Source organism: Microcystis sp. M113S1 (assembly GCF_020246945.1).
In the GTDB taxonomy this organism is placed as follows: Bacteria; Cyanobacteriota; Cyanobacteriia; order Cyanobacteriales; family Microcystaceae; genus Microcystis.
In genome coordinates this window covers 1-4,548 of sequence record NZ_JADBSA010000384.1, presented here as the reverse complement: position 1 = coordinate 4,548, position 4,548 = coordinate 1, and the positions used below count along the sequence as shown (strand labels likewise).

Sequence of the window (4,548 nt, the reverse complement as noted above, 5' to 3'; positions counted from 1 at the left end):
TTTTTCGGTGGGGGTTGGGGGTTGGGGGATGGGGGATGGGGGATGGGGGATGGGTTTTACCGATTTTCAGGTGGTCAACTACCTAATTTTCAGGGAAAAAGTCCCGGAATTTTCCCCCCGATCACTCCCATATCCGGGACTTTTTGATTGACAAAAAGTCTAAAAGTCTTATCTAACAAGGTTTTTAGATTTATTCAGCTAACCCTAAATAGGGTCTGCGGCAAAAAGTTTTTCGGTGGGGGTTGGGGGTTGGGGGATGGGGGATGGGGGATGGGTTTTACCGATTTTCAGGGAAAAAGTCCCGGAATTTTCCCCCCGATCACTCCCATGCCTGGTACTTTTTTTGATTGACAAAAAGTCTAAAAGTCTTATCTAACAAGGTTTTTAGATTTATTCAGCAGACCCCAATTAGGGTCTGCTGAAAAAGCCGCTCAGGTAATTATGCTATTAAATGCCAAGAATTTGTCTGGCAATTTTGAACTACTCCAATCCGCTTCGCGCTCGATGGTCGTTTCTGACGCTTAAGTGCTATTTTGGTTTAGTTTGGACGCTAATAGGACCATTAACGATGGTTTGACAGGCTAAACGATAATTTTTGGGTTTTTTCTTCAGACGGCGCTGTTCAAAGTCGGTTTTAGCCGAGAGATTTTCCATACCCTCGACAATTGCCACTATACAAGTACCACACTGACCGTAACCGCCACAATTCATCAATTTACCGCCAAAAGTGTAGATATCAACGCCATTCTGGATTGCTTTCTCTCGTAAATTCGCCCCATCTGCCGCTACCACGATCTTATTCTCTTTGACGAAGTTGATGTTACCCATGACTGTGTTACCCTAAATTTTTGCAAATTAATATTAAAAAATATTAAATTTTTTCGATTGTAACATTTTTGGCTCGCTGTTCTAAATATTCGGCGATGCCAATAGCGATCGCTTTTTTGCCGATAAATTTCCCTAATGCCGCTTTTGTGACCAAATAAGCCACCTGTTCCCCTTGATCGCCCTTTTCCTCACCCCGATTAGCAATGACGGCCTGATAGCCCTTTTCTAGGCGTTTACGGGCGATTTCCAGTAACTCCTCCTGACTGACTCCCTCCTGATACTTGAAAGTCACCATCTCTAAATCGGGAAATTTTTCTCTCACCTTGTCAATCACTTTTTCCGTCGGCACAAAATTAAGATTTAACAGCCCACCACTGGGAATTTTACCAAAAAAAGGGCTTTCTAAGCGATAATCTGCCACTGCTGCCGAAAAAATCCCAAATTTATAATCTTTACTCTCTAATTCTCCCATAACCTTCCCTAGATACTCGTCATAGGTTTCAATAATTTCATGGGGTAAATAAGCGGGAGGTGTATAGCTGCCGCGTCCGTGGATTAATTGCACCTTTGCCCCGCGCAGGTACAATTCTTCTGCAATAGCGACTCCTAATTGTCCGGTAAAACGATTGGTTAAACGACGAATATTATCGATAATAACGGGTGTGGGTCCACCAGTGACTAAAATCGGCATATTTTTCAGGACAGAATTACTGAGAATCCCACAGGCTGCTACGGTAATCTCTTTTTCCCCGGGGAGATTGTGCTTACCGTAATCATCCCGGGGTGACATAATCTGGACTCCCAAGCGATCGAGAGTTTGCAAAGATTCGGTCAGAATAGCATTATGTAAACTGCCGTGCATGGTGGGGACAAGCAGAATTTTAGTTTTTCCCTTTTCCTGTCGTCCCAAGGCCGAGGCCAAGCATGAAGTGATCACTCCGTCAGCTATTCCGTAACGAAACTTATTAATCGTGTTATAGGTAGCGGGGGCGACTAAATAAAGATCAAAGGGAGATTGATCGCTTAAATGTTCTGCTTTTGCCGTTAATTGGCTAATTACGGGATTAACCGTACTCCATTCCAAAGCTTCCTTAGTGACGTATCTTAAAGCTTCTTCTGAGACAAAAGCCACGACTGTAGCCCCGAATTTACGCAAAGATCGGGCAATTAGCGGCGCTTTCATGGCCGCAATCCCTCCCGTTACCAGTAAAGCAATACGTTTACCCCAGAGATGATGACTTTCTAAGGGTACTTCGCGATCGCTTAATGGCGAATCCGTCGGAGAAGAGAAATTCCAAGTCATAATTTTCAGTGATCAGTAAACAGTAAACAGTAATCAGTGAACTGAAAACTCAAATCTGATATCTGATCACTGATTCGGTTATCCCTATTCGGGATTTGTCTATCTCTGAGCGAGAAACTGGTTATCCTAGTAAATAAAGGGTTGCTTCGGTGTTCTTATGATTGACAAAATTTTAACTAAAGTTCGATCGCTTGCCAAGCCGTTAATCGTCATCGGATTAGTAACAACGCTGATTTTAGGCAATGTTCCCAGTGCTTTAGCGGCATCGGGGGGTAGAATGGGGGGCGGTAGTTTTCGCGCTCCTAGTCGCAGTATTAGCCCTTCTAGAGGTGGTGGTTACAGTTCCCCCGGTTACGGTGGAGGTATTGGTTTTCCCTTCCTTTTACCCTTCTTTTGGGGTGGTGGTGGCGGCGGCTTAATTTCTCTGTTAATCTTTTTTGCTATTGCCAATTTCCTCGTTAATGCTTTCCGTAATGGTGGAGGCAGTGATGAGAATGGTATGGCTGTTGAACCGGGATATGAAACCGTCTCCGTGGCTAAAGTACAGGTGGGTTTATTGGCAAATGCCCGTTATCTGCAACAAGAATTAAATCAAATCGCCCTAACTGTGGATACTAGCACCTCCGAGGGGCGCGTCGATGTCTTACAAGAATCCGCCCTCGCCCTGTTGCGTCATCCGGAATACTGGGTTTATGGTAACGTCGATTGCCAACAAACCAGCCTCAGCAGTGCAGAAGCGAAGTTTAATCAGTGGTCTCTCAACGAACGCGGTAAACTAACGGCGGAAACCTTAACTAATTACAATAATCAACTGCGTCAAGGTTCTCAAGAAAATATTTTAACCGAATCGGCTGGAGAATTAGCTAAAACCGCACCGGAAGGCTATATTTTGGTGACTATTTTCGCTGGCATTGTCGGTAAATTTTCTCTACCCAAAATTAATGATTCCCAAGACTTGAAACAAGCCCTGCAACAAATTGGTAGTATGGGAGGCGATCGACTTTTAGCGGTAGAAGTGATTTGGACTCCTCAAAGCGAGGGTGATATTCTCAGTCAAGACGACATTCTCGCCAATTATCCCGATCTGAAATTGGTGTAATTTGTCGGGGGATAACCCTAGATATTGCCCAAAATCTCCCTTTTACGGGGAGATTTTTTGATTATTAACGAATTGCTCCCGTGATGGGATTTTTAGGTGTGTTAGCGCACCGTAACACACCCGAAGTTAACCTAACAATATAATTCCTGAATCCACTGCCATTCTTGGGCTAATCCTTCGGCTAAAGAGACTTGGGGATTATAACCTAAGATTGTACGGGCTTTGGTGACATCGGCGGCGGTGTGACGGGCATCTCCCCGGGCGAGTCCTTGATGCGATCGCAAAATCGGTTTACCGATGACTTTTTCCATGGTATCCAAGACATCCAGCAAAACCACGCGACTACCACCACCAATATTAAACACCTCCCCCACCGCTTCCGGGACTAGGGCAGCGGCTAAATTAGCGGCTACAGCATCGCTAACAAAGGTAAAATCGCGGGTTTGTTTGCCATCTCCGTAGATGCCGATGGCTTTACCTGCGATCGCTGCTTGAAAAAACTTATGGAAAGCCATATCGGGACGTTGCCGCGGTCCATAAACGGTGAAATAACGCAAGGCAGTGACGGGAACGTTAAAATTCTGGTGATATAGCCAACAGAGTCTTTCTGCCGCTAATTTGGTGATGCCGTAGGGTGAAACTGGTTGGGGACAAAGGGTTTCGGGAGTCGGCATCGTTTCCGCATTGCCATACACCGAGGAAGTGGAAGCAAAAACCATCCGTTGTAAAGAAGGGGTTTCCTTAGCGGCCTCAAGAATGATTTGAGTGGCATTTATATTCCTTTCGGTATATTGACGAAATCCATCACCCCAGCTTGCTCTGACTCCTGCTTGGGCTGCCTGATGGAATAATACTTCTACTCCTTGCAACAGTTGTCGCCAGTCAAGGGCTTGTATATCCGCTTCAATTAACTTAAATTCGGGATATTTTGCTAGAATATGGGCATTTTTGCGCTTTAAACTGGGATCATAATAATCGTTAAATTGATCGATACCGATCACCTGATCTCCTTGTTCTAAAAGCTTTTGTGCCAAGTTAGAACCGATAAAACCCGCGACACCAGTAACAATATGAGTAGCCATTTAATCCTAGTCGTTGATATTTTGTATCGATTTTGACACTCCTGGGCCTAAAGGCGCGAGGATTCTTGAAGCTAATCACAGCCTTTTCTGGTTTCCCTTACTTAGGTCTTACACGATTATGTCTGAACCGAACCTACTAGAATATCACTTGCTATCTAGTTATCCTTTTTATGGTTCACTCTCCAAGCGTTTTGGTCTTTCAACCAAGATTTGGGTATGCCCTACCCTATCTGTCT

General features: G+C 44.6%; 4 protein-coding genes. 1 reads left to right on the top strand and 3 read right to left on the bottom strand.

Translation table 11 applies throughout. The annotated features are described in order from the left end of the window. Positions 1–528: 528 nt before the first annotated feature. Complete coding sequence (locus IM319_RS19515; RefSeq protein ID WP_286825814.1) at positions 529–828, bottom strand: 2Fe-2S iron-sulfur cluster-binding protein; 300 nt, start codon at positions 826–828, stop codon at positions 529–531. A 43-nt stretch (positions 829–871) separates the two neighbouring features. Next, positions 872–2,131, bottom strand: a complete 1,260-nt coding sequence (locus IM319_RS19510; protein WP_287697668.1) for a phosphopantothenoylcysteine decarboxylase — start codon at positions 2,129–2,131, stop codon at positions 872–874. A gap of 157 nt (positions 2,132–2,288) precedes the next feature. Here IM319_RS19510 and IM319_RS19505 point away from each other — a divergent pair, with 157 nt between their 5' ends. Next, positions 2,289–3,230, top strand: a complete 942-nt coding sequence (locus IM319_RS19505) for a DUF1517 domain-containing protein (protein WP_286825816.1) — start codon at positions 2,289–2,291, stop codon at positions 3,228–3,230. Positions 3,231–3,361: 131 nt separating this feature from the next. Here IM319_RS19505 and IM319_RS19500 read toward each other — a convergent pair whose 3' ends face one another. Continuing rightward, a complete protein-coding gene (locus IM319_RS19500) occupies positions 3,362–4,312 on the bottom strand; it encodes an NAD-dependent epimerase/dehydratase family protein (protein ID WP_286825817.1) in 951 nt (316 codons plus the stop codon). Positions 4,313–4,548 lie beyond the last annotated feature (236 nt).